We start from the raw sequence: 21,977 nt of genomic DNA on the forward strand, positions 1-21,977 counted from the left end.
ATGCCCGATGAGAGAAGGATTCTGTCTGTGAGCCGAAAGCATCGGTGTCCCTTTCCGGCCCCGTCGGGAGCTGGCCGGTCCCTTCGGGGCAGATCGACGATTCGCCCCAACTGCTCCCAGGCGAAGCCCTCCGCCGAGGACACGACGCACGCGTGGGCCATTCCTTGGGGATTTTCCTGCTCCTCGCCGTCCTGTGCGTGCTCGTTGTCGCGGTTCTTGCTTCCCGTCGGCGGCCGGCCAGGCTTTCCCCGAATAGCGTTAGCTCTGTGCGCACCGGGCCACCACCCGGTGATCGCGGCGAAGAATTCGGGTGGGTGTTATCGGTTTCTCGTAGTGGACTGGCGCCATCGCAGCTCAGGCTGCAGGACGAGGGGAACTGCCAAGGCGGGTTGACCTTTCAGGCGGCCTAGCAAGAGGTCGACTGCCCTGAGGGCGAGTTCTTCCAGAACGAGATCGACCGCGGTGATCGGTGGGTTGTTGGCGCGGGTGAATTCGCTGTCGGTGAGGGAGGCGACCATCAGGTCGTCCGGAACGTTCATTCCAGCCATCTCGGCAGCCTGGGCGGCACCGGATGCGAATCGGCTGGCAGCGGCCACGATGGCGTCCGGCGGCCGGTTTCCGGCCAAGATAGGTGCGATGAAGCGCACCGCCCCGTCAACGCCTTCTCCTTCGTAGAGCGCATGTTGTTGCGGTCGCATCCGATGCTTGCGCGCCCACGCGCGGTATGCCTCGGTTGACCTGCAGTTCCACGCGTTGTCCTCGGTTCCGGTGAGAAGCATGACGCGACGCGCGCCCTCGGCTCGCAATCTATCGAGGAGCCCGGTCACCGCGGCGCGGTGGCCGAGCGTGACCGACCACGCGAAGTCGGGACGGTCGGGATCTTCGTCGACAGTTACCACGGGGACATTGCGGCGCATCAATTCCCCGAGCACCTTGTCGTCCCCGTAGGGGTGCGCCACGATGCAGCCATCCATCGGCACGCGTTGCCCCGCAGGATCAAGCATGTCGGGAACGTGGATGAGCCCCAGGTTGCGCTCCAGCACTGTCGTGGCGATGGCGCCGGCCAGCCGGTTGAACGTTTGAGAGCCGGCCAGCGATCCATGCACGGCATCCCGGGGCCGCAAGATCAAGCCGTTGATGCCGGACCGCCCTGTTCGCAGCGACCGAGCGTGCGGGTCAGCGCCGTAGCCCAATTCGTCGACTGCTTCCAGCACGCGCTGGCACGCTCGTCGCCCTCGGCTGGATCTCCCTCGACGACGCCACCACCATCGCAATCATCACCGCCGTGGCAGCGCTGGCCTCCGTCGCGCTCAACTTCTGCCACTTCGCGGGGATGCCACGCTCCGCGATGACCTGCATGAACTGTGCGCCGGTCGGGGGCATGTGCTCCACCTTTCTCTAATTTGCATCGACCTACGCCGGAGCGATCAGCTACGACTACACGCTCCTGACCATCCCCTCGCCTGGGTCCACGCCTGACCTGGAGTTCGTCTACGTCGAGTCCTTCGACGATGCCCGATACCTGGACAGTAAAGACGCTGTGAGCGCCTACGTTAGTTTGTGGAGCAGGCTGCAAGCCGCCGCTCTCGGGCCGAAGGAGTCGCTTGACCTGCTCGGGGCGGTGGCGAAGCAGTTCAGCTAACCGCAACGAAAGGTCCAAAACCGATGCAGAACATGCCCGACTTCGCGGGCGCTCAGTGGTTCAAGAGCACCCGGTCCCAGACGCAGAACGCCTGCGTTGAGGCGGCGCTCATCCCCGGCTTTACCGGGGTCCAGGACACCAAAGACCCGGAGCGCAAGGACCGCCTCGTCTTCGATTCGAAGCAGTGGCAAGCGTTCATCGCGAACGTGAAGGCAGGTAACGCGGACCTGTGAGTCCGCTGCGCCACAAGAGAAGCGCCCGCCCCTGGTATCGCTGCTACCGGGGGTGGGCGCTTTCTTGTAGTGCGGGCGGGTGGCCACCCGAAGGGGCAGCGTACCGAGCGCGGGCGATGAGCGCTCCCCTCGACGCGCTGCGGCACGAAAAACCCGCCAGAAGGGCAGGTCGCGTCAGGTGACCACGAGTCGTCACGGTGGCGGCACGAGTTCACACGCTGGTGGCGGGGCTTGCTGTGACGGATAGCCCGCCGGTGAGGCGATCAGCTCAGCTTCTGCAGTGCTGCACGCACTGCGGCGAGGCTGGCGTTGGGTTCGTCCCAGAAGACCATGTGCCCGGCTCCGGGAACTTCGACGAGGTCGGCGGCGGGATTGGCCTTGGCGGCCTCCTGCGCGCCAGCAGCGGTGACGACGGGACTGTCGGCTCCGTAGACGAGAACCGCTGGGGCGGGCACGTTGGGCCAGTGGGCGAAGAAGTCCTCAGTCTCGAAGCCAGCGTGAGTGGCGGCGATCGCGGTCCGGGAGCAGGAGGACAACCAGCTGGCGCGCAGCTCCTGTTCCCTGCGGGGCCATCGGGGCCAGGACTGCGCCACCTCGTCGGCGTTTGTGCCGCCGCGGGCTTGGTCGAGTTGGCGGAGGAAGGCTTCGAGGGTCGTGGGGTAGGGATCCCTGCCCGGGCCACTCATCGGGGGGTCGACCACAACGGTGCCTCGTAGTTCGTGGTGGCCGGTGGTCGCGGCCATCGCCGCGATCCGAGCCCCCATTGAGTGCCCGAGCAGGATGGGGCGTTCCAGCTGTAGCCCGGACACGACCGCGTCGACGTCCGCGGCGTAGCTGGCGAGGTCGTATCCGTGCAGTGCAGCGGCACCGTTCGCGGTATTGGGCGCGGGCGCGTTGTCGGAGAGCCCACGGCCCCGGATGTCGAGTACGAGCGGGCGCACGAGGTCGGTCAGTTCTCGCGCCACGAAGTCCATCGTGATGGCGGGGCTGGTGATGCCGGGCAGGATCAGCACCGGCACGCCGTCGGCTGGCCCGTAGTCGAGCAGGTGCAGCCGGAGCGATCCCGAGCGCACCCATCGGCTCGCCGCGGGGATGTCGCCGAGATCGGCCAGGGCCAATTGGCTCAGGGTGCGGACGGTGGGTGGTTCGGTCGGGATCGGGGGGCGGGATGTGGTCACGGGTGACCTTTCTGTCTCGGCAGGTCGGCTCAGTGGTCGGCGCTCTGTCCAGCCGCGGATGCGAGGTGGCCGGTGGTATTGCGCCCGGGAAGATGGTCGAGGTAGGCCAGTGCGTCGTAGAGGCCGACGACATCGGCGTACTTGGCTTGCAGGTCGAACAGGGCAGCATCGTGCGGTCCCCGGGCCCGGTCACCGCAGGCTTCTCGCACGATGAGGGTGTTGAAGCCGCACTGCACGGCATCGACCGCTGTCGCGCGGACGCAGCCGGAGGTGGTGGCGCCGCAGACGAGCAGGGTGTCGGTGCCCAGGCTGATCAGCAGGGTGGCCAGGCCGGTTCCGTGGAACGCCGACGCGCCCTTCTTCAGGACGAGGTGATCGCTGGGGTGGTGTTCGAGCCGGGGATCGAGCGCGACCTCTTCGCTTCCTTCCCGCAGGGCTCGCATGCCCGGTGCTTTGCGGAGCCAGGCGATGGCGTCGCCGTCGGCCTCGGCAGGCGTGTAGCTGATTGCGGTGTAGATCACCGGGACGTCGTGTTGCCGGGCCGTGGTCACGAGGACGGCCGCCGCGGTCACTTCCCTGCTGAGGTCGGTCCCGGAGGGAAAGCCGGGTTCGGTGAATCCGCGGGTCAGGTCGACTACGACCAGTGCGGGGCGGCGGCCGCGCGGAACGGCGGCACCGAACCCGGCCCGGTCGTAGGTGGTGTCGGTCTCGGCGCCGTGCAGGCCGGCGGATCGGTGGTCATCGACGGGCACGCTGCAGCTCCTTGATCAGTTTGTCCTGGGTGCGGATCCTGCCGAGCAGCCAGCCTTGGAAGAACCCGAGTGCTGCTGCGGCCGCCACGACGGCGTATCGCTTGGTCTCGGGGGGAAGCAGCATCGCTAGCCCGTCGAGGGCCTCGCCGCTGTCGGTGGCGGTGGGCCGCGCAGCTGGGACGGGTCCGGCGCCATCGGTGGCTCGGATCCCGGACGCCGGTTCGGGAACTGCGGCCCCTGTCTGCTGCCGCAGTTGGACGGCGAGGTTGCGGGCGAACTGGTCAAGCAGCCGGTTGGAGACGGTGTTGATCGCGCTCTTGCCGAACTGGGCGAGCTTTCCGCGCACGGACAGGTCGGTGTGCAGGTTGAGCGTGGCTCCTCCGGGAGCTTCGGTCACGGTCAGGGTGACATCGGCTTCGGCGTCTCCGTTGCCGTGGCTGTCCGCTCCCCGCGCGAGCAGTCGCAGCCGTCGATCGGCGGCGGCGACCTCGCTGAACCTGTGCCGGAGTATGCGGCGCTGATCGGACCGACCTTGAACTTGACGCGGCCGTGGTAGGCGTCGCCCTCCTGCCCGTCGAGGGTCGCGCCGGGTAGGCAGCCTGCCACCCGCTCGACGTCGTTGATCAGGGCGAAGACGGCGTCCGGGTCGGCCGGGACGTCGAGGTGGTTTTCCAGGATCACGGTGCGACTTCTTTCTCGGAGCTGGCGGGGCTGCCGGTGCCTGCGGGTTCGGTTGCCGGGGAGGACCGTCGACGAGCAGCGGTCGCGGCGATCGCGTCGACGATCGTCTGGTAGCCGGTGCAGCGGCACAGGTTGGCCGAGATCGCCTCGCGGATCTCCTCGCGATCAGCGTCCGGTTGCTGGGCGAGGAAGCCTTCGGCGAGCATGAGGAACCCGGGTGTGCAGAACCCGCACTGCAGTCCGTGGTGGGCGCTGAAAGCCTGCTGCAGATCGGAGAGCTCGCCGTCGTCGGCAAGCGACTCAACCGTGCGGATGTCGCAGTTCTCGGCTTGTACGGCGAACATCAGGCAGGCCCGCACCGGTTCGCCATCGACGAGGACGGTGCAGGCCCCGCACACTCCGTGCTCGCATCCGGCGTGGGTGCCCGTAAGGCCGAGATCGTGGCGCAGGACGTCGAGCAGGGTCTTTCGCGGTTCGACGACGGCCTCGTGTGCTGCGCCGTTGACATTCAGCCCGATCAGGTGTCGATCGATCATGACGGCGTATTCGCCTCCTCACGGCTGGCGGCCTGCTGGGAGTCCTCGCCCGTGCGGGCAGTTTCCAGCGCGGCGAGCACGGTCTGCGGGTGCACGGGGGTGGTGTCGAGTTCGACTCCGGTGTGGCGCAGCGCGTCGTTGATCGCGTTCAGCACGGCGGCCGGAGCGCCGATGGTGCCGCCTTCGCCGGCGCCCTTGGCACCGTTCTCGGTGAACGCGCACGGCGTCTCGAGGTGGGAGACGGTGATGTCGGGGATCTCCGTTGCGGTCGGCGCGAGGTAGTCGATGAAGCTGGCGGCCGAGGGCTCGCCGTTGTCGGCGTAGGTGATTTCCTCGAACAGTGCTCCGGCAATGCCCTGGGCGATCCCGCCGCGGCATTGACCGTCGACGACCTGCGGGTGGATCACCACTCCGCAGTCCTCCACGCAGGCGTAACGCAGGACTTTGATCTGGCCGGTGCCCGGATCGGCCTCGACGACCACGGCGTGGGTGGCGTTGGAGAACGTGCCGTCGCCAGCGACGTCGAAGCTCGCGGTCGCCGTCAATGCCGGTTCGACACCCTTGGGTAGCAGGTGGCTACGCAGGTAGGCCACGTCGGCGATGTCCTCAAAGGACAGTCGCCGGGCGGGGTCGTCCGCCTGGACGACGCCTCCGTCGCCGTCCAAGCGGACGTTGTCGGGGCTGGTCTCGAGCAGGTGCGCGGCGATGGTGCGCAGAACCTCGCCGAGACGCCCGGCCGCGATGGACACGGCGGAGCCGCCGATGGTCACCGACCGCGAGGCGAAAGTGCCCCATCCGTAGGCGATGCGCTCGGTATCGCCCTGGCGCAGCTTGACCTTGTCGAGGTGCAGTCCCAGTCGCTCGGCCACGATTTGGGCCAGGGTCGTCTCGTGCGACTGCCCGTGGTTAATCGTGCCGCTGGTGACCACGACGGACCCCGTGGTGTCCATCCGGATTTCGGAGATGTCGAAGCCGGGGACCACCCTCATCTTGCGTTTGGCGAAGGCTTCGGAACCGTAACCGGTCCGCTCCGAGAAGCAGCAGAAGCCGATGCCGATGTGCCGGCCCTCGGCGGCGGCCTTCTCGCGGAGTTCGTACCAACCCTCATCACGGAGGGCGGCCTCGGCGAGGTCGAGCGACTCCCGGTAGGTCCCGGGATCGTAGGTGATGTTGTTGACGCCGGTGTAGGGGAACTCGGTGATCACGTTGCGCCGGCGGATCTCGACCGGGTCGACGCCGAGTTCGCGGGCGGCCCGCTCCATGACGCGTTCCATCGCCATGACGTATTGGGGGCGGCTGACCCCGCGGTAGGGCGCGGTCGGCGCCTTGTTGCTGGTGATGGCGCGGGCCCGGACCCGGTAGGCGGGTACCTGGTAGACGCTCGGCATCTCGGCGGAGGCCATCAGCGGTTCGATACCGGCGGTGAACGGGTAGCAGGAGTAGGCGCCCATATCGCAGACGATGTCGACGTCCAGGGCGGTGATCCGGCCCTCGGGGTCGAACGCCGCGCGAGTGCGGTAGCGCTGCTCCCGGGCCAGGAATCCGGCGGTCAGCGCCTCCCGGCGGTCTTCTATCCACTTCACCGGCCGGTCCAGCCGTCGGGCCGCCGCGGCCACCGCGATCTCCTCGCGGCCGACCACGCACTTCTGGCCGAATCCGCCGCCCATGTCGGGGACGGTGACCCGCACGGTGCGCTCCGGGATGCGCAGCGAGCGGGCCAGGACCGTGCGCACCTGGTGCGGGACCTGCGTGCAGGTCTGCACCAGCAGCTGGTCGTCGCGGTCGTCCCAGGAGGCGACCACACCACGTGTTTCGAGCGGCAGTGCGTTCTGCCGTCCGCTTCGCGTGACGATCTCGACCACGCACCCCGGTCCGGATCCGGCGGCCTCGAACGCGGCGTCGACGCCGGGCGTGTCGAACATCGACACGTCCAGGAGGACGTTGCCGGGGGCTTCCTCGTGCACGAGCGGTGCGTCTTCGGCGAACGCGGTCTCCTCCGAGACGACGGCGTCGAAGGGCTCGTAGGTCACGACCGCGGCTTCGATGCCGTCTTCGACGCTGTACGGGTCACGAGCAACGACCACGGCCACCGGCTCGCCGACGAAACGCACCTTCTCCCGGGCGAGGATGGGCATCGCGGTGGGGACGAACTCCTCTGGTGGGCGGTCGAGGAGCGCCACGATGTCGCCGAGGTCGAGGTCCATCGCGGTGTAGGCGGCGACGACGCCCTCGACCGCACGGACAGCGGACAGGTCGATCCCGTGGATCCTGCCGTGCGCGACGGTCGAGCGGACGAAACCCGCGTGCAGCATCCCGCTCAGCCGGATGTCGTCGACGAACCGTCCCCGACCGCGCAGCAGGCGAGGGTCCTCGCGGCGGGGAACGGACGCCCCGACCCAGCGTCCACGACTCCCATCGAACTGCGGAGACCCGTGCCGGGCAGCGGTACCGGGTGCGGGAATGCGGCCATCATTCGACCGAGCGGTCATCGCGTCACTCCTTTCTCCCACGCCTGGTGCAGGGCTTGGGCGACGAGCGTCCGGGTGAGCCGGCGGCGGTAGGAGCCGGTACCTGCTGCGTCGTCGGGTGGATCGATGGCCGCGGCGGCTGCCTCGCCGCAAGCGGTGAACAGTTCGGGCCCGGGGATGCCGCCGGCCAGGACGGCCTCGGCCTCGGGAACCCGGACCGGCGCCGGGGCCACGCCGCCGAGGATCACCCGGCCGCCGGCCAGCGGAGCCTCGTCGCCGGCGCGGGTTGCGGGATCCGCGTCCAGCGCGACCGCCACGTCGACGATCGCGAAGTCCCCGTGGCGGCGGGCGAACTCGGTGAGCGCGGCCCGGGGTGCCGGGCGGGTGAAGCGCACTTCCGTGACGACCTCGTCAGGTTCGACGGCCGTGGCGTAGAACCCGTGGAACATCTCCGCGGCCGGAATCTCCCGTTGCCCGTTCGGTCCGTCGGTGACGATCACGGCGTCGAGCAGCAGCGAGAGCAGGCACCATTCGGCGGTGGCATCGCCGTGCACGACGCTGCCAGCGACGGTGCCACGGGAGCGGATCGGCAGGTGTCCCACCCACCGCATGGCCCGGGAGATCACATCGAACTCCGGCCCCAAGATGCGACCGGAGATCTCCACCTCGCGATGGGTGACCATCGCCCCGATCCGGAGTCCCGAATCGTCGCGCCGAATCGAACTCATCGCCGGATCGCGGCGCAGCGGCCCCAGGTCGACCAGAGCCGTCGGTCGAGCGAGCCGGAAGTTCATCATCGGTATCAGGCTCTGGCCGCCGGCGATGAGTTTCGGCTCCTCGCCCGCCGCAGAGAGCTCGCCGAGCAAGCCAACGGCATCGGCGACGTCATGCGCCCGGTGGTAGATGAACGCTGCGGGCTTCACGCGGTGTACCTCCTCGTCCGTTGGTCGCCTCCTGGCGCAGATCTCGCCGTCAGGGCCCCGAGGTTTCCGTCGTCGCAGCGGCCTCCGCAGCCGCCAGCGTGGTGGGCGACGGTTCGGCGGGATCAGCGATCCGGTCGAGTTCGCGACCGCTGGTCTCCGGTGCCGCGACCATCATGAACACGACCGCGGCCACCACGAGCACACCAAGCACGGTGAAGGTCAGCGGCAGGCCCAGCACCGGCCACAGCACGCTGCCGAACAGCAGCGGGGCGAAGCCGGTGACGGCGCGACTCGACGATGACGCCCAGCCGAAACCCGAGGCACGCAGCTCAGTTGGGTAGAGCTCGGAGACGTAGGCGTACATGACCGGGATGACCACCAGGGCGAACAGACCGAAGGCACCGATCGCCACGACCGCCCCGGCAGGCGATCCCAGCAGCAACGAAAACACCACCAGCGTCACCGCCGTGATCGGCCCGGCGACCGCGATGACCCTCTTGCGGCCGACCTTGTCGACGACGAGCACCGCGAGTGCGACGCCGACGATGCCCACCGCGTTCATCAACGCGGTCGAAGCGAAGGCGGCGATCTCGCCAAAGCCCTGAGCTCGCAGGATCGACGGCATCCAGCTCAGCGCGGCGTAGTAGACCAGCATCACGCTGACGAACAGCGACCACGCCACCGCCGTGATCCGCGGGTTGAACGCCCACACCCGCCGCAGCTGGTCGAAGGCTGCCGTCACTGCCCCACCGCGGGTGTCTTCCACGACCGCCGGCGGGATCGCGTAAGGCTCCGCGGTTGCTCCGGTGCGACTGACGAGGTCGTCGATGACGGCGCGAGCATCCGCCTCCCGGCCCTTGCGGACCAGGTAGAGCGGAGACTCCGGAACGCCGCGTCGCACCCAGAACAGGAGCACCGCGGGCAGGATCATCAGCACCAGCATCCAGCGCCAGTTCCCCTCCACCGGGACCAGCAACGTCGCCGAGACACCTGCCAGCGTGGTCCCCACCGGCCACCAGCCGTCCATCGCCGAGAGCACCCGACCCCGTTGGCGGCGGGGCGAGAACTCGCTGACGATCGCGTAGTCGACCGGGATGCACCCGCCGAGGCCGATCCCGGCCAGGAAGCGCAGGAGCAGGAACATCTCCAGGCTCGGCGAGAGTGCCCCGAGCGCGGAGAACAGGGCGAACAGCAGCAGCGTGATGCTGAAAGCCCGCTTGCGGCCGATGCGGTCGGCCACCGTGCCCCAGGCGATCGCACCGACCGCCATGCCGATCAGATTGGCGGTGGCCACCAACCCCTTCTGCCCTGGCGACAGCCCAAACTCGGTCCCGACCAGCGGGGTGAGGAAGCCGTTCAGGGCGACGTCCCAGGCATCGAACATGTAGCCCAGGCCACCGATCAGGAAGATCTTGCCTTGTACATTCCATCGCCAGGGCAGGTCCTGGACGATTTGGTCTCCGGTACGCATGAGTCGCTCCGTTGCGATGTCTCGGCGGCGTTACACGTCAGCGTGCGAACTGGTAGTGGATGGATTCGGTGTCCAAGTCCGTGAGCGGGCTGCCGTTCCAGAGCCAGTCATAGGAAACATCGGACTCACCGTCGAAGCGACGCAGCTTCTCGTCGCGCTCACGCTGCTCCGGGCCGTCGGGCAGGTGGTAGAAGCTCATGTTCTGGAGGGACGCATCCTGGACCATGCCCGCATGCTTCGCCCGTCGATCGACGTAGCGGACCAGGGCGGCCTCGATCCCGTCGCGGGTGACCCTGCCGAGCTCCTCGGCGAGCACAGCGGCGTCCTCCATCGCTTGGGAGGCGCCTTGCGCCTGGTAGGGAAGCATCGCATGGCAGGCATCGCCGAGGAGAGCGACCCGGCCGTCGACCCAGACCGGGTCGCGACGCCGGCGGTACATCGCCCAAACCGACACGTCCTCGTCCTTGGCCTTGGCCAGCACGGTCGGAACGCGGTCGTCCCAGCCCTTGTACTCGGCGGCGAGCTCCGCAGCGGTTGCTGGACCGCTCCACTCCCGGGCGATCGTCTCGCTGCACGGGACGATCGCGACCACGTTGAGGTACTGACCGCCGCGGATCATGTAGTGCACCAGGTGCTTGTCCGGGCCGTACCAGATCGTGGAGTGGTACCGGTCCACGAGGAACCGGGTCGCCGGGTCTGCAGCCACGAGGTCGCCGGGGATCAGAGCGCGATACGCCATCTCCCCGGAGAACACGAGGGTGTCGTCGAATCCCGCCAGCTCGCGCACTGCGGACCGGATGCCGTCCGCCCCGATCACTACGTCCCCGGAAATCCGGCGCCCGTCAGCGGTCACCACGGCCGGGCGTGCCGGGTCGGCGCGATCGAGCTCGACCACTCGCGCCGAGGTCGCGACCTGGACCACCGGACCAATGCCCTCCGGGGCCAGGCATGCCTCGAGCAGGACCCCGTGCAGGTCGGCACGGTGGTAATGCCAGTAGGGCGCCCCGTACTGATCGATCACCCGCTGCCCGAGCGGCAGCTGGGCGATGATGCTCCCGTCAGCCCAGCGCCGGCGGACCTGGTCCTGGGGTTCGGTGCGCACGCGCTCGAGCTGAGCGCGAAGGCCCAGCCCGATGAGGATCCGGCTGGCGTTCGGCGCCGTCTGGATACCCGCGCCGATCTCCCCCAGCTGTGGTGCGGCCTCGACCACCGTGACCCGCAGGCCCCGCTGCCGCAGCGACAGCGCGGCACAGAGGCCGCCCAAGCCGGCACCGACAACAACCACTTCGAACGACTGGCTCGCAGCCACGCTGACCTCCTCGTCCTCGCAGATACGTCCATCGGCCGCGCCGGATCGGTTGATCCGAACACGTACTATCCGGATGTGCAAGGATTTGTTTGAATGTGATTTCCGCGCTCCCGTTGCTTCTTAACGGCGCAAAGACGACGCAGGCGATCTGGATGCGGACGAACGAGCCAAGGGCTCGAAGGGGGCGAGTTGCCATCGCTATCCGAGAAGCCGGGACCTGGCAGCCGCGCGCGGTCCCGGCCCCGCACATCGCGCGCTGGATAGTCAGGGCGCGTGGGTCGGCCCCTCCGGGTTGGCGACCGCTCCGCTGAGCAGCCTGCCGGCGTCGGGAACGTAGGGATCGAGTCCGAGTTCGGACAAGATCCGGAACGTGGTGGCGGTGGCGGCCGACAGCACCGGGATCGCAACCTCGTCCTCCACCGGCTGGATCGAGGGCAGGGACGGCATCTGCACGCAGGCCGACAGGACCAGCGCATCGGCGTTGGACAGGTCGAGCTTGCGGTGATGCTCGCGCAGATCGGCCGGATCCAGCCGCGCTACGGCAAGGTTGTCCGGCACCTCCAGCGACAATGCGTCCACCACCTCGACCCCGGCGTCCTCGATGTAGTCCGCCACCGCCTTCGTCAGCGGCTTCAGGTACGGCGTGAGGATCGCGACCTTTCGAGCGCCCAGCGCGGCAATCCCGGACAGCAGCGCACCAGCGCTGGAGACGACCGACGCAGTGCAACCCTCAGCGCGCAGCGCTCGGGTGATGTCATCCTCCGCGGTGCAGTGGTAGCCAGGGCCCTGGGCCATGATCGCCACCAGGCAGGCGGTGGCCACGACATCTGGGCGGGCGTCCGCCAATTCCGCCGCCGCCCGTGCGGCCTGGGCATTCATCGCCCGCAGCTGCTCCGGAGTCACGTGCTGCATCCGCGCCCGTGCGGAGTGGAAGACGAACCGATCACCCGGTTCAGCCTGTTCCCGGGCTCGCAGCATCCGAGGCAGCTCGGTCTCCATAGTCAGATTCGAGCTGGGCACGATCATCCCGATGTGATGATCGCGCGCTGCCGTTTCCACGCCCGCGCTCATCGGCGGCCGACCGGGCGCATCTCGGGGACGGTCAGCTCACCTGCGTCGACGATCAACTCGTCATCCAAGTACAGCGAGTTGCCGCGCATCGGGATGTCGAAGTGACAGGCGGTGTCGTTCGGGCCGCCCAGTTCGTTGTTGGGCCCGATGGAGAACATCACGTTGCCGTAGAAGCTGCGCAGCTCCATGCCCATCCCCCCGGGGAACTGGGTCAGGCCGTGCCAGTGAGCGCGCTCGTCAAGGCCCCAGCCGACGTGACTCATCCCGTAACCGCGCGGGTCGTCGAAGCTCTCGATGTACGAGCTCAGCAGGTCCGCGTCCAACCCGGACGTCCCAGCTCCGCCACGGATGTCCCGGATGAAGCCTTCCTCGATGCTGATCTCCACTGGGGTCTGCACGTAGGTGTTGAACGGCAGGAGCACGTCCCCTGGCGAGAGCACGATCTTCCCGTCGACGCCGTCGTCAGCCCCGCCGGTGAACACGAACGCGGCCGGCCAGTGGTCCCATCGGCCGGGGGTGTCGGTGTAGCCGTACTCGGACATAGTCGGGTACATGCCGAGCTTGTAGGTGACGTCGGTGCCACCTGGGCTGGTGATCCGCATCGTGCTCGCTTTGGACAGCAGCTCGGCGCCGATCTCCACCCGCTCGCGCAGCTCCGTCGTCGGCATCAGCCGGGCCAGCAACTCCGGTGGCTCGACGGCGGTCAGGATCCGGACACCGGCGTCCTGGATGGCGAACTGCTCCTTGCTGAACAGCAGGAACGTGCAATCCACAACCATGTCGACCCCCTTGAGTGCCTCCACGGCCCTGGGGATGTTCCCGAGGCCGGAGTCACCCACGGCCCACGCCCCCGAGGCGCTGGCCGGCGGGGGCAACCGCATGTGGAACGCCGCAGCTCCCAACTGCTGAGCGGCCCACAGGAACGCGTCGGCATACTCCGCGCGCTCCCCGCCGCGGGTGAGCACGACCACCGTCTCACCGTCGTGCACCCCGGACAGGCGCAGTTGCCGCAAGCAGATGTCGTTGAACAGGTTCTGGTCCACCGTTGACCACCTCCGCATGTAATCCGAGCACGGATTATCCGAGCACGCAAGAGTAGTTTTCGCCGAACCTGTCTGCGCCGAAGCCGCGAGCAAGATCCACCCGTCGGCAACGGCGCTTGTACACATCACCTCACCCCGCTGGCGTCAAAGCGCCCGATGTCAACGCCCTGCCGGCAGCCGACGACTGCACTCGGAGAGCTGGTCAACCTGATGGCATGGCGGATAAGCGATCCCTTGCACAGCCAGAGTTGCGCAGGTAAGCCCGCCCGCACCCAGCCCGACCCGACACGGCCTGGCCCGCGCCGAAATGGCTTGCGTTCGCCCCGGTCGTACCCACCTCGTGCTCGCACTACCGTCCGGGCACGTATTATTGCCCGGAGACCTGGCCTCGGGTCCCGGGCTGTATGGGAGGAATGCAATGGGGGAGCCAGCGCGCGCGGACCGACGTGTGGCAGCAGGTAAGCCTGCCGTCGCTCCTGCGCCACCCGCCGATCTGCTGGCCGCCCCCGGCTACGGCGCCCGCCGTTTGTACCAGGCTTACCTTGCCGCTTGGAACCGCCACGTGGACTCGGTGTTGACCGGCCCGCAGTTCGCAGTGCTCTCCGCCGTTCGCGCCTATCCGGGTAACGACCAGAGCTCACTGGCCGGCGCCGTCGCCCTCGACACCTCGACGATGGCCGACTTGTGCCGCAGACTCGAACGGCGAGGCCTCATCCGGCGCATCGAATCCCCGCGCGACGCACGGCGCAAACTGCTGTCCCTCACCGATGAGGGCGAAACTGTACTTGCCCAAGTGAACCGCCGAGCCCGCCGACTGGACAAGGCGCTGCTCGACGGCGACGACATCGCCAGCGACGTCGACATCGCAGCACTGCTCAACGCCCTCGGTGCCCGATGGGAAGCTGTCGCCGCGTTCGACGAATTGGACTGAGACCAACGCCGGAACGGGATCCGCAAAACCATTAATGGGACGCACGAGGCGTTCGACCGAGTCATCGGGCATCAACGCTTCCAGCACACGTCCCGCTTCGGCCAGTTCGGCGGCACGTTGCCGCCTCACACACCTTGACTTGGCCGCAATACCGTCAGTGGTGGTGGGGCGCAGTCAGCGGCCCACCACCACTGTCACTCAGCGCCGGTGAGTGGCACGGGCGGGTGGGGCAACCCCGACGCCGACCTTCATCGCCGATGTCCGTTGGGCGAACTGCGCGGTCAACCTGGTGAAGTCCCAGTGGTGCTGCGGCACGCTGCTGCAGGTGCCCAAAGTCTGTCCGTTGGCGGGCGGTGTGCATGGGTGGTCTCGGTTGAGCGACCAGAACGTGTACCGGGACATGCCGCGGCTGATCGAGTAGTCCAGCAGCGTCTGGAAATCGGCTTGGGTGTAGTACTCGCCGAAGTCCGAGCGCCCATTCATCAGCGACATGCCCTCATGAGCGAACGCGGTCGCGCTGTCCCAGCCGAATGTGCTCATCAGGACTCCGTGAAACGCCTCGATCGCGGCGATTTGGCTGCGGACGTCCGGGAAACCGTTGAACGGCATGATCGAGTAGTTGTTCGGCGTGAAGTGCAAGGACTTGGCCGTGTTCAGCAGGTTCTGCCCCTGCGGTGTCGTTCCGCTGGGTGCGGCCACGGTGGTGACCGAGATGTACAGGCCAGGGTTCCTCCGCTGCAGGATCTGCGCCGCTCGCACTTCCTTCCTCGTCGCGACGGGGTCCGAGTACTCCGGCTCTTCGAGGTTGAAGTCGAGCGCCCGGAGAGCGTACTTGTCGATCACTTGCTGGTAGGCGCTGGCCGTAGCCTCCGCGCTGCCGCAGGTTTGGCCCAAGTTCGTGCCGCCGTAGCCGCCGATCGAAACGGAGACGTCACCGCCGGCCAAGCGCACACCGTCGATGATTCGAGCGACGGCGGTGTCCGTGGACACCGGGACCGCGCCATCCCAGGTGGGCGTACAGCCTCCACCGCCCCTAGGGGCCTGGATGAACGTCAGCTGGAAGGTCTTCTGCCCTGTCGCAGCCATCACCTTCGGCAGATCCGGCGGATTTCCGTACAGCGGCGTCACATACGGTGCCGACCCATACCAGTTGGCCGGCAACGTCGGCGGTGCGATGGTCACCGGGTTCGTAGAAGCAGCGCTACTGGGCATCGTCCACGATGCTGTTGCAACTCCAACGGAAACCGCCACTGCGGTGGCGAGCGCGGAAAATTTGGGCACATGTCCTCCTCATCGGACGGCGCCCTGGCCACGAGGCGGCGCCCCCAACGACGAGAACACCCCAGCGCATCTCGAACGTGTGGAACTCCTGCCACGACGCGGGACACAGGAAAGCTGCACGGCACCACTCGCCGCTCGTGGTCTCAGGGCTGTCGTTCTCGGTGGCACGACCGACCACAGCGGTTCCAGTGGCAGAGGACAGCGCGTCCTCAGGTCGTGCCAGGGATCAGAGCTTCTCGATAAGCGCCGAGCTCAGCGCCAACAAGGCCAACAAGCCGAGCCCCGTCGCTCGCTCATCGCCGTTGAGATGCTCTCAACCAGTCCTCGTGGACCTACATCCTCATCGGGTGCACGACGGGATTCGAATCGCTAATCCTTGGCAAACTCACGCACTGAGATTACGGCGAACGGGTGACTACACCCAAGACATCAAAAGCCACCTTGCACCTGTAACCGCGAGAGCTTGCACCTTCTTCTCGGTTCGCCCGCATCAGAGATGGTTGCAAGCCGTTCCTCGGAAGGCGTTACTCGTCGAGTCCTTGCGGGGTCGTGTGGACGGTCTCTGGCGGGCGCTGGAGGCGGTGGGCGGGGAATCCTGTATGGGCAGCGGCTGGTGGCGGGCCCGCCCAGCCCTGACGGTTCTGGCGTTGACCGCCGGTGCTGGCGGTGCTGGCGGTGACCGCCGGTGCGAAGACGTTCATCGAGTCCGCCTCGGCGGAGAGAATCCGCAAGTTCCATTGAAATCGAACCTTCGATTTCAATGGAACTTGCGGACCGTCGGCGTGTCGCACCCCGACACGCCGATGCCTGTGGACAACCTCCGCAATTTCAATGGAAATCGTGGGCGGGTACGGACGTGCCAGGACCCGCAGCCTGGAAGGTCTTTGTTCTGGACGGAAACTTGCGAACCGGATATGGCGCTGGCGCCGACCGAACGGCACAGCCGCCGGTATCGAAACGGTCCACCACCTGGGCAACCTGCCACCCACCTTCCCGCCCGAAACTACCTAAACCGGATAGGTCAACCTTGCACACGCCCTGCCCATGCACCGGTGGCGGGGTTTGCCTGACGTTCGCCGCCATGCGCAACGACGCGGTTGCATCCATCTGTCGTAATGCTCTATGGCAGGCCTCGCAAAATGAGCGATCCGGATACGACGATAGTGCGAATCTTCTTGCAGCGAAGACCGTCATTATTTCATGATCTATGGGGTGTGCGACCCAAAAGAGGGGGATTGTGACACGCAACGATGACAAGACGTCGCCGGATTCCGCTATCGATCCGCACAGGGCAGGAGGAACTGCGTTGGCGCCCTCCTGATGGTGCCAAATGCGTCAGGCTGAACCTCAGCGCCGCCAGTGCGGTCGGCCTGCGGGGTTTTCAAATCCAACCTGGCTTGGCTCTTGCCGTGCGCCGATAGAGGCACTCCTTCGCCCTAGCGGCATGCGCCGCCCAGAATGAGCGCTGACCACTACTGTTCAGCCTCAAAGGTTGTGCGTGGTGCGGAGTTCACTACCCTCCCGTTGGAGGGGGCTGTGGTGTGCTCGTCGAAACTGCCGAGCACGGGATTTCGCCTTAAGACGGGATTTCGCCTTAAGGTTGACACGCCTTCCCTGCACCTGTCGCACCTTTCCGGACATTTTTCCGCCGACGAATTTCCGCGGACGACCGAACGCACCGCTGCAGCGCAGGACTGCCGTGTCGGCGAACCCAGGTTAAGTTTTCGCAGAAAGAAGGAAGCATGACTGTCGCGCTCGACGAATTTCTCGGCGGGCTGTACCGCAGCTTCGGGCCCCCGAAACAAATGGGCGAGTCTGCGCCAGCCTCCGATCGGCCCCATTTCTTCCTGCACCGGAACTTCCTGGGTGAGCAGGACCTGGCGATCCTCTTCAACACCAAGCGATGCCGATACCAGTGCAAGTTCTGCGCGCTTCCGTTCAAGTCCTCCAGGGAGTGGATTCCGGAAGACCAGGTGCTCGCCCAGTTCAAGTACGTGCTGGAGGAAGACAAGCACGCGCTGGGCGTGTTGGAGAGGGTGACCATCGCCAACGAGGGCTCGGTGTTCGACGAGACGACCTTTCCCGCCGAGGCGCTCACCCAGATCACGGCGGCCACCCGCAAGCTTCCCCGGGTGCGCAAGCTGGTGTTGGAGACCCGGCTGGAGTTCCTGACGGTCGAGCGTCTGCGGGAGATCGCCGAGAACAGCAACAAGCAACTCGACATCCTCACCGGATTCGAGACCGTCACGGTGGACCTGCGGGAGCGCGTGCTAGGTAAGCGCGAGCCGCTGGAGAACTTCCTGCGTGGGCTGGACGCGATGGCCGCCGCCGAGTGCGAGCTGACCGCCTACGTGCTGTTCAAACCAGACCCGGCGATGACAGACGAGGAGGCCTGGATCGAGGCGGAGAAGGCCATCGACTACCTGCACGAGCACTGCGCCATGCGCGGCGTGCCGCTGACCATCAGGCTCAACCCGATGTACGTGGCCCGCGGTACCCAGTGGGCGCGCCGGGCCGAGGAACTGAACGGCTACCAGCCGCCGCGACTGTCGGACATCATCGCGCTGGCCGAGAAGAAGCGGAAGGAAGGCATCCCGGTGTACCTCGGCCTGACCTCCGAGGGACTGTCCGACGAGGAGAAGACCTACCGCGCCCGCGAGGACTTCACCCGAGGCCTGCTCAAGCAGGGGATCATCATGAACGGCGACGGCTCGGTCAGTCCCCGCCAGCACCTGCTGCCGATCACCGACGTCAGCTCCGGCGCTGCCGAGCCGGTGCTGGAACGCAAGTGACCGGCACGTCGACCTCCTTCGTCCCGGTCATCGACTGCTCGGTGCTGCGCACCGATCCGGCAGATCCCGCGCTCACCGAACAGATCGAGGAGGCGTGTCGGGATTTCGGTGGTTTCGTCGCCAGCGGCTGCGAGCTCACCGCTACCGGCGAGGCGTTCCGCCAGGCCCGGCGGTTCTTCGAACTACCGGAAGAAGCCCGGCGGGCGGTCGCGGCCGACCACAACAACCGCGGCTGGACCGAGCACCGCTCTGAGACCAGCCACGGGCGGGAACCCGACGTCAAGGAGGCGTTCCAGGTCGGGTGCGACCTCGGGTCCGAGCATCCGCTGGTACGGGCCGGCGTTCCGCTGCATGGGCCGAACCGGTGGCCGGAGCTGCCTGGCTTCCAGGTTGGCGTGGAGTCGCTGTTCGAGCAGATTCAGGGGCTTTGCCGGGGTCTGAGCGTGCCGCTGGCCCGCGGACTCGGCCTGGATTCGGACGGGCTGTGCAAGCACCTGGCCGAGCCGTACGCGTCGATGCGGCTGCACCGCTACCGGATGGTCGAACCCGAGACCCCGCGCACCGGCGACGAGTTCGGGCATGCCCCGCACACCGACTTCGGTCTGCTCGGCATCGTTGTGCAGGAGGAAGGCGCCGGGCTCCAGGCAGAACGTGGCGGCGAGTGGGTTGACGTGCCCGGCGGCGGTGACCTGATCACCGTGATCGTCGGCGACCTGCTGGCTTGGTGGAGCGGTGGCAGGTACCGGGCCTTGCGGCACCAGGTGCCCACGCCGCGGCAGCGGGACCGGTACTCGATCGCGGCGTTCGTGAATCCCGCGTTCAACCGGTCGTTGCACCCGCTGAACAACGCCGAAGCGCAACCGCAGCGGTGCGGGAAGTTCATCCTCAATGCCGCACATGGCTCAAAACCGCTCCGACCAGTGAGAACGGCTAGGTGAGGCAGATGGAAGAGGCGTTCAAGCGCGGCCGCGCGCTGCTTGCCGAGCTGGGGTCCGTGGACGGTCAGGTCGCCGAGCTGGCCAAGCGGCTCGCCGCGGACGAGGGCTCGCCGGACAACGAGCAGGACCCGTGGGTTTGGCTGTGCTGCGTGCTCGGGTTGGTCTCGGTGCAAGAGGGCAACTACGGCGTCGGCGCGGTGGTCGTGCGCGGCAGCGAGCTGATCTGCGAGGGCCGGAACAAGTTGCTGAGGCCTCGGCTGAACACCTCCGCGCACGCGGAGGCGCAGGCACTGGACACGTTTGAGGCGCGGTTCGGGGACTTGGCGGCCGGGCACGGGACGGTGCTCTACACCTCGCTGGAGTGCTGTCCGATGTGCACGGTCAGGTTGCTGAACTCAGGCATCCGCACGGTGCGGTACGTCGCGCCGGACGGGGACGGCGGCATGGTCGCCAGGATGGACTGCCTGCCGCCTTATTGGCAGCGCCTTGCCGCCGGGCGGGAACCGCGGCAGGTGTTCGAACCGGCCGACTGCTCTCCCAGGCTGGCCCAGCTCGCCGCCGACGTCTTCGCCGCGACCGAAAAGCGGCTGAATGACGAGGTCGTCCGGTCCTGATCCCACGCACAGGGTTTCCGCACCGTCGATGTGACAGCCGTGCGCAGGCCGGTGCGCCCGGGCAGCGACCCGCCGGCGGCGCTGCTGCTGGCGCACTCGATGCACGAACAGCGCCCAGCGCAGCGAAGCGCGCGAGCGCTGCGGACATGGCTTGCGAACAGCACACGAACCCCGGAACGAGGAACGCCATGACTCCGGCGCCCCATCCACCGAGTACCTCGACCCACCCGAACGAAGCCCCGTGCCTGCGGCGGTTCGCCCCCGTGCGCAGCGGAACGCACTGCGTCTACGCCCCATCCTCCCGGCTGTGGGGCGCTCCGGAATGGGACCGCGACCGCACGCCCGAGGAGAATCTCGGCGCGATGCTGCCGGTGCTGTGCGACTTCATCGACCAGGCCCGCGCAGCCAACTTGGACGGATTCGTCATCGAGTTGCGCGAGCCCCGCTTCGGCACCACCGTGGACGCGCTCGCGCAGACCACGCACGCAGTGTTGAGGTTCCTCAGCGACCACGATCCCGCCAGCGGCCACACCATGAATGCCGCGATCGAGACGGTTTCTTGGTGCTTCGGCTTCGGTGGCGAGTTGTTCTTCGTGAACACCTTCGGGCCTTGCTACCCGGCGGAGCATTCGCGGTACGCCTTCGGCGCGGATGCGAGCTACGTTCTGCTGCAACCGCGGCACTCCTTCGGCCGGGTGCTGCGCCCCGGTGAGACTGTGCTGCCAGCCGTCGTGCGGGAGCGCATCCGCCGTGACTACGACCGCCACGACCGCGGCTATGACCCACACATCAGCTCCAACCCGTGCGAGGCGTGGCGGGTGGTGCGGCCGCTGGGCGCGGACGATCCGGTGGTGCGCTGGTGGGAGCTGCCGGCGGTGTTCCCGTGAACCAGCCGGCCGGCACCGCCTGGGCCGAAGCGGACGTCGCGGACCTGGCCAGGTTCGCACTCGGCGACCGGCCCGAGTTCATCGTCGAGTTGCATCTGCGCCCGCGCACCGAGGTGGTGCCGCTGATCGAGCATCGCTCGGCGCGCGACCGGTACGCGCTGCTGCTGGATCCGGTCGGCGCGTTGCTGTTCCGTACTCGCAAGCCGCGGCAGTGGATGCTGGCCCAGCAGCTCAGGGCCTTCCCCACGCGGGCGTTCACCGCGGTGCTTGACCTGTGCCCGTTACGCGGGGACGTGGAGACGACGCTGTTCAGCTACGCGGTTCCGGAGGCGGGCACCGTGCTGGCGCTGCGCGAGCAGCGGGCCGGCGGGCTGACCCTGGACATCGCCGGGGAGCAGGTGCCGTTTGACGTGTTCCTCGACTACGCGCAGTGGCAGCGGCTCGCGGTCACCTGGGACTCCGGGACCGGCCAGGCTCGTCTGTACCAGGACGACGGCGCAGCACGGGTCACCGCCGAGGCAACCGGCAAACCGCTGCCGCCGCTGGACGTCCCGGTCTCGACGCGGACAGCGGCGCGCGGTGCGGAGCTGCCGCCCGGTGGCTCGCTGGTCGTCGGGCAATACCAGGGCGCGCCCGGGGTGCTGGGCGAGTTCGACCTGCGGCGCGGCTTGCGCGGCGCGGTCTCCGAGGTCGATGTGTGGGCGGACAGCGGCGGACCGGTCAATCGTCCTCAGTGGACCTCCGAGCCGAGTCCGGGAGCTGTCGGACGCTGGCGGTTCACCGCGGGCGGCCTCGCCGTCGGTGAGGCGCCAGGCTCAAACGGAGCGGCAAGCCCCGCGCATTTGGGCGGATTCGGCCCGGGCGAACTGCGCGACGTGCGCGCCTACCGGGTGGTGGCAGTGCTCGGCAACCGCGCGTGGACGTCCCGGTCCGCATTGCCCGTCGGCGGCACCCATCGGATCGAACTGCGCGGCACTGGCGGAGACCCCGAGCTGCTCGTCGACGGGGCGCCGCTGGCGCTGGATCCGCTCGATCCCCGCGACCTGCCCTGTTTCGACGCCCCGCGGTTCCGCATCGGACCGGTGCAGGACGTGAGCCGGGTGCGCCTGGATCGCGGCGGGGCGAAGGCGCATGAATTCATCACTGCCGACCGCTCCGGCGACCGGCTGATCGCCCGATCCGGCAGCCCAGATCTGGGCTTCGAGCAATGACCCGTGCAAACCCGCC

Annotated in this window: 20 protein-coding genes and 1 pseudogene; 9 read left to right on the top strand and 12 right to left on the bottom strand. The window is 67.7% G+C overall.

The genetic code is table 11. The annotated features are described in order from the left end of the window. Nucleotides 1-317 precede the first annotated feature (317 nt). Nucleotides 318-1,214 (bottom strand): LacI family DNA-binding transcriptional regulator, encoded by an 897-nt coding sequence (locus SSPN_RS0135495; RefSeq protein WP_010314401.1) that lies wholly within the window; start codon nucleotides 1,212-1,214, stop codon nucleotides 318-320. A gap of 29 nt (nucleotides 1,215-1,243) precedes the next feature. On the opposite strand from SSPN_RS0135495, the gene SSPN_RS63115 reads away from it, so the two are divergent. From SSPN_RS63115 to SSPN_RS0135510, 3 genes are read left to right on the top strand one after another with little or no spacing between them, the layout of a single operon-like run. After that, nucleotides 1,244-1,402, top strand: a complete 159-nt coding sequence (locus tag SSPN_RS63115; protein ID WP_420188575.1) for a hypothetical protein — start codon at nucleotides 1,244-1,246, stop codon at nucleotides 1,400-1,402. Between the two features lie 24 nt (nucleotides 1,403-1,426). Continuing rightward, the gene (locus SSPN_RS63120; RefSeq protein ID WP_275296521.1) at nucleotides 1,427-1,642 is read left to right on the top strand and encodes a Scr1 family TA system antitoxin-like transcriptional regulator; all 216 of its coding nucleotides are present in this window, start codon (nucleotides 1,427-1,429) and stop codon (nucleotides 1,640-1,642) included. A 23-nt stretch (nucleotides 1,643-1,665) separates the two neighbouring features. Further along, a complete protein-coding gene (locus SSPN_RS0135510) occupies nucleotides 1,666-1,875 on the top strand; it encodes a DUF397 domain-containing protein (protein ID WP_010314406.1) in 210 nt (69 codons plus the stop codon). 263 nt (nucleotides 1,876-2,138) lie between these two features. Here the strand turns inward: SSPN_RS0135510 and SSPN_RS0135515 are convergent, their stop codons facing one another. The 10 genes and pseudogenes from SSPN_RS0135515 to SSPN_RS0135560 all read right to left on the bottom strand — a co-directional run bounded on the left by SSPN_RS0135515 (nucleotide 2,139) and on the right by SSPN_RS0135560 (nucleotide 13,307). Further along, the gene (locus SSPN_RS0135515) at nucleotides 2,139-3,053 is read right to left on the bottom strand and encodes an alpha/beta fold hydrolase (RefSeq protein WP_010314409.1); all 915 of its coding nucleotides are present in this window, start codon (nucleotides 3,051-3,053) and stop codon (nucleotides 2,139-2,141) included. Between the two features lie 29 nt (nucleotides 3,054-3,082). Further along, nucleotides 3,083-3,805, bottom strand: a complete 723-nt coding sequence (locus SSPN_RS0135520; RefSeq protein ID WP_010314411.1) for an isochorismatase family protein — start codon at nucleotides 3,803-3,805, stop codon at nucleotides 3,083-3,085. Next, nucleotides 3,792-4,486, bottom strand: a pseudogene (locus SSPN_RS47435) (SRPBCC family protein). Before SSPN_RS47435 ends, SSPN_RS0135520 begins: the two are co-directional and overlap by 14 nt. Continuing rightward, nucleotides 4,483-5,022: a (2Fe-2S)-binding protein gene (locus SSPN_RS0135530; protein WP_010314412.1), complete on the bottom strand. Its 540-nt coding sequence runs from the start codon at nucleotides 5,020-5,022 to the stop codon at nucleotides 4,483-4,485. The pseudogene SSPN_RS47435 and the gene SSPN_RS0135530 overlap by 4 nt, the downstream one beginning before the upstream one ends. Next, nucleotides 5,019-7,511, bottom strand: a complete 2,493-nt coding sequence (locus SSPN_RS0135535) for a xanthine dehydrogenase family protein molybdopterin-binding subunit (protein ID WP_010314414.1) — start codon at nucleotides 7,509-7,511, stop codon at nucleotides 5,019-5,021. Before SSPN_RS0135535 ends, SSPN_RS0135530 begins: the two co-directional genes overlap by 4 nt. Further along, entirely contained in the window at nucleotides 7,508-8,413 is a 906-nt protein-coding gene (locus SSPN_RS0135540; protein WP_010314417.1) for an FAD binding domain-containing protein, read from the bottom strand. Before SSPN_RS0135540 ends, SSPN_RS0135535 begins: the two co-directional genes overlap by 4 nt. 49 nt (nucleotides 8,414-8,462) lie before the next feature. After that, nucleotides 8,463-9,884: an MFS transporter gene (locus SSPN_RS0135545; protein ID WP_010314419.1), complete on the bottom strand. Its 1,422-nt coding sequence runs from the start codon at nucleotides 9,882-9,884 to the stop codon at nucleotides 8,463-8,465. 37 nt (nucleotides 9,885-9,921) lie between these two features. Next, a complete protein-coding gene (locus SSPN_RS0135550) occupies nucleotides 9,922-11,193 on the bottom strand; it encodes an FAD-dependent oxidoreductase (RefSeq protein ID WP_010314421.1) in 1,272 nt (423 codons plus the stop codon). A gap of 264 nt (nucleotides 11,194-11,457) precedes the next feature. Beyond that, the gene (locus SSPN_RS0135555; RefSeq protein WP_170121667.1) at nucleotides 11,458-12,219 is read right to left on the bottom strand and encodes a maleate cis-trans isomerase family protein; all 762 of its coding nucleotides are present in this window, start codon (nucleotides 12,217-12,219) and stop codon (nucleotides 11,458-11,460) included. A 41-nt stretch (nucleotides 12,220-12,260) separates the two neighbouring features. Then, nucleotides 12,261-13,307, bottom strand: coding sequence for a 2,5-dihydroxypyridine 5,6-dioxygenase NicX family protein (locus SSPN_RS0135560; RefSeq protein ID WP_010314424.1), 1,047 nt, complete (start codon nucleotides 13,305-13,307; stop codon nucleotides 12,261-12,263). Nucleotides 13,308-13,725: 418 nt separating this feature from the next. Between SSPN_RS0135560 and SSPN_RS0135565 the strand changes: the two genes are divergently transcribed. Continuing rightward, nucleotides 13,726-14,238: a MarR family winged helix-turn-helix transcriptional regulator gene (locus SSPN_RS0135565; protein ID WP_010314426.1), complete on the top strand. Its 513-nt coding sequence runs from the start codon at nucleotides 13,726-13,728 to the stop codon at nucleotides 14,236-14,238. A gap of 198 nt (nucleotides 14,239-14,436) precedes the next feature. Here the strand turns inward: SSPN_RS0135565 and SSPN_RS47440 are convergent, their stop codons facing one another. After that, the gene (locus SSPN_RS47440) at nucleotides 14,437-15,420 is read right to left on the bottom strand and encodes a glycoside hydrolase family 18 protein (RefSeq protein WP_010314428.1); all 984 of its coding nucleotides are present in this window, start codon (nucleotides 15,418-15,420) and stop codon (nucleotides 14,437-14,439) included. A 1,841-nt stretch (nucleotides 15,421-17,261) separates the two neighbouring features. Here SSPN_RS47440 and SSPN_RS0135580 point away from each other — a divergent pair. The 5 genes from SSPN_RS0135580 (at nucleotide 17,262) to SSPN_RS0135600 (ending at nucleotide 21,961) form a co-directional block, all read left to right on the top strand. Then, entirely contained in the window at nucleotides 17,262-18,311 is a 1,050-nt protein-coding gene (locus tag SSPN_RS0135580; protein ID WP_010314431.1) for a radical SAM protein, read from the top strand. Further along, nucleotides 18,308-19,249, top strand: coding sequence for a 2-oxoglutarate and iron-dependent oxygenase domain-containing protein (locus tag SSPN_RS0135585; RefSeq protein WP_010314433.1), 942 nt, complete (start codon nucleotides 18,308-18,310; stop codon nucleotides 19,247-19,249). The genes SSPN_RS0135580 and SSPN_RS0135585 overlap by 4 nt, the downstream gene beginning before the upstream one ends. Nucleotides 19,250-19,254: 5 nt before the next feature. Beyond that, nucleotides 19,255-19,863 carry a nucleoside deaminase gene (locus SSPN_RS0135590; protein ID WP_010314435.1) on the top strand — a complete coding sequence of 203 codons (609 nt, stop codon included), beginning with the start codon at nucleotides 19,255-19,257 and terminating at the stop codon, nucleotides 19,861-19,863. A gap of 188 nt (nucleotides 19,864-20,051) precedes the next feature. After that, the gene (locus tag SSPN_RS0135595) at nucleotides 20,052-20,750 is read left to right on the top strand and encodes a YqcI/YcgG family protein (protein WP_010314438.1); all 699 of its coding nucleotides are present in this window, start codon (nucleotides 20,052-20,054) and stop codon (nucleotides 20,748-20,750) included. Next, a complete protein-coding gene (locus SSPN_RS0135600; RefSeq protein WP_143539681.1) occupies nucleotides 20,747-21,961 on the top strand; it encodes a LamG domain-containing protein in 1,215 nt (404 codons plus the stop codon). Before SSPN_RS0135595 ends, SSPN_RS0135600 begins: the two co-directional genes overlap by 4 nt. Nucleotides 21,962-21,977: the final 16 nt, after the last annotated feature.

Source organism: Saccharopolyspora spinosa NRRL 18395 (assembly GCF_000194155.1).
In the GTDB taxonomy this organism is placed as follows: Bacteria; Actinomycetota; Actinomycetes; order Mycobacteriales; family Pseudonocardiaceae; genus Saccharopolyspora; species Saccharopolyspora spinosa.

What these genes read in the sequence shown, in the direction of transcription:
- SSPN_RS0135535 (WP_010314414.1), bottom strand. Translation starts at nt 7,511, where the DNA reads ATGACCGCTCGGTCGAATGATGGCCGCATTCCCGCACCCGGTACCGCT.
- SSPN_RS0135510 (WP_010314406.1), top strand. Translation starts at nt 1,666, where the DNA reads ATGCAGAACATGCCCGACTTCGCGGGCGCTCAGTGGTTCAAGAGCACC.
- SSPN_RS0135580 (WP_010314431.1), top strand. Translation starts at nt 17,262, where the DNA reads ATGACTGTCGCGCTCGACGAATTTCTCGGCGGGCTGTACCGCAGCTTC.
- SSPN_RS0135530 (WP_010314412.1), bottom strand. Translation starts at nt 5,022, where the DNA reads ATGATCGATCGACACCTGATCGGGCTGAATGTCAACGGCGCAGCACAC.
- SSPN_RS0135545 (WP_010314419.1), bottom strand. Translation starts at nt 9,884, where the DNA reads ATGCGTACCGGAGACCAAATCGTCCAGGACCTGCCCTGGCGATGGAAT.
- SSPN_RS0135595 (WP_010314438.1), top strand. Translation starts at nt 20,052, where the DNA reads ATGACTCCGGCGCCCCATCCACCGAGTACCTCGACCCACCCGAACGAA.
- SSPN_RS0135565 (WP_010314426.1), top strand. Translation starts at nt 13,726, where the DNA reads ATGGGGGAGCCAGCGCGCGCGGACCGACGTGTGGCAGCAGGTAAGCCT.
- SSPN_RS0135590 (WP_010314435.1), top strand. Translation starts at nt 19,255, where the DNA reads ATGGAAGAGGCGTTCAAGCGCGGCCGCGCGCTGCTTGCCGAGCTGGGG.
- SSPN_RS0135555 (WP_170121667.1), bottom strand. Translation starts at nt 12,219, where the DNA reads ATGATCGTGCCCAGCTCGAATCTGACTATGGAGACCGAGCTGCCTCGG.